General features: G+C 53.3%; 1 protein-coding gene. It reads left to right on the top strand.

What is annotated here, in order from left to right; translation table 11 throughout:
* Positions 1–70: 70 nt before the first annotated feature.
* Positions 71–1,158, top strand: a protein-coding gene (locus tag CZ787_RS12550) for an IS3 family transposase (RefSeq protein WP_087109704.1) whose coding sequence is annotated in 2 segments (ribosomal slippage) — positions 71–326 and positions 326–1,158 — 1,089 coding nt in all. Because the reading frame shifts where the segments join, the coding sequence is not laid out codon by codon here.
* The last annotated feature ends 42 nt before the right edge of the window (positions 1,159–1,200 follow it).

Raw genomic sequence — 1,200 nt, forward strand, 5'->3', positions numbered from 1 at the left:
GGTAATCCCCCCGAAAAATAATCGCGGTGATAAGTGGAATTTTGTACTCTGAACAGACAGGAGATTCCACATGCGAAAATCACGTTTTACCGACAGCCAGATCATGGCGATTCTGAAGCAAGCCGAATCTGGCGTGCCGGTTCCTGAACTTTGCCGCGAGCACGGTATGAGCAGTGCCACGTTTTATAAATGGCGTTCGAAGTATGGCGGTATGGACGCCTCCATGATGAAGCGCCTCAAGGACCTGGAAGACGAAAACCGTCGGCTCAAGAAGATGTACGCCGAAGAGCGCTTGAAATCCGAGCTTCGCCAGGAGGCCCTTGAGGGAAAGTGGTAAAGCCATCTCAACGCCGAGAGATGGCAAAAAATGCAGTTGATGCTGATCGCTGCAGTGTACGGCTGGCCTGTGTGGCCTTTGGTATCAGTGAGACCTGTTATCGCTACCGGGCAAAGCTGAGCCATGAGGACGCGGTGATTGCCGACTGGCTGGTGCGTTTAACCCATAACCAGCGTAACTGGGGTTTTGGGCTGTGTTACCTGTATCTGCGCAACGTGAAGGGCTTCGGCTGGAACCATAAGCGCATCTACCGGATTTACCGGGAGCTGGAGCTTAACCTGCGGATCAAGCCCAAGAAGCGACTGGTGCGGAAAAAGCCGGAACCCTTGTCGGTACCGCAGGTTCTGAACGGCTGTTGGTCTATGGACTTCATGCACGACCAGTTGGCAGACGGCCGAACGTATCGATTGTTCAATGTGCTCGATGACTACAACCGGGAAGGTCTGATCATCGATGCAGACTTCTCGCTGCCGGCAGAGCGCGTAATACGCTCTCTCACGCAGTTGATCGAATGGCGCGGCAAGCCAAAAGCCATTCGCTGTGACAACGGCCCGGAATACATCAGTGGCAAACTAACCCGTTGGGCGAAGCAGAACGGCATTGAGTTGCTGCACATTCAACCTGGCAAGCCACAGCAGAATGCCTACATCGAACGCTACAACCGAACAGTCCGTTATGATTGGCTGAGCCATTATCTTTTCGGCTCGATCGCTGAAGTACAGGATTTTGCCACACGCTGGCTCTGGACGTACAACCACGAGCGACCGAATATGGCATTGGGCGGGATAACACCGAAACAGAAGGTGACAATGGCTGCCTAACCAACTCTACTTATCGCCCCGGTTATAAATGGGGGGATTACC

It is taken from the genome of Halomonas citrativorans, assembly GCF_900163645.1.
Lineage (GTDB): Bacteria > Pseudomonadota > Gammaproteobacteria > Pseudomonadales > Halomonadaceae > Vreelandella > Vreelandella citrativorans.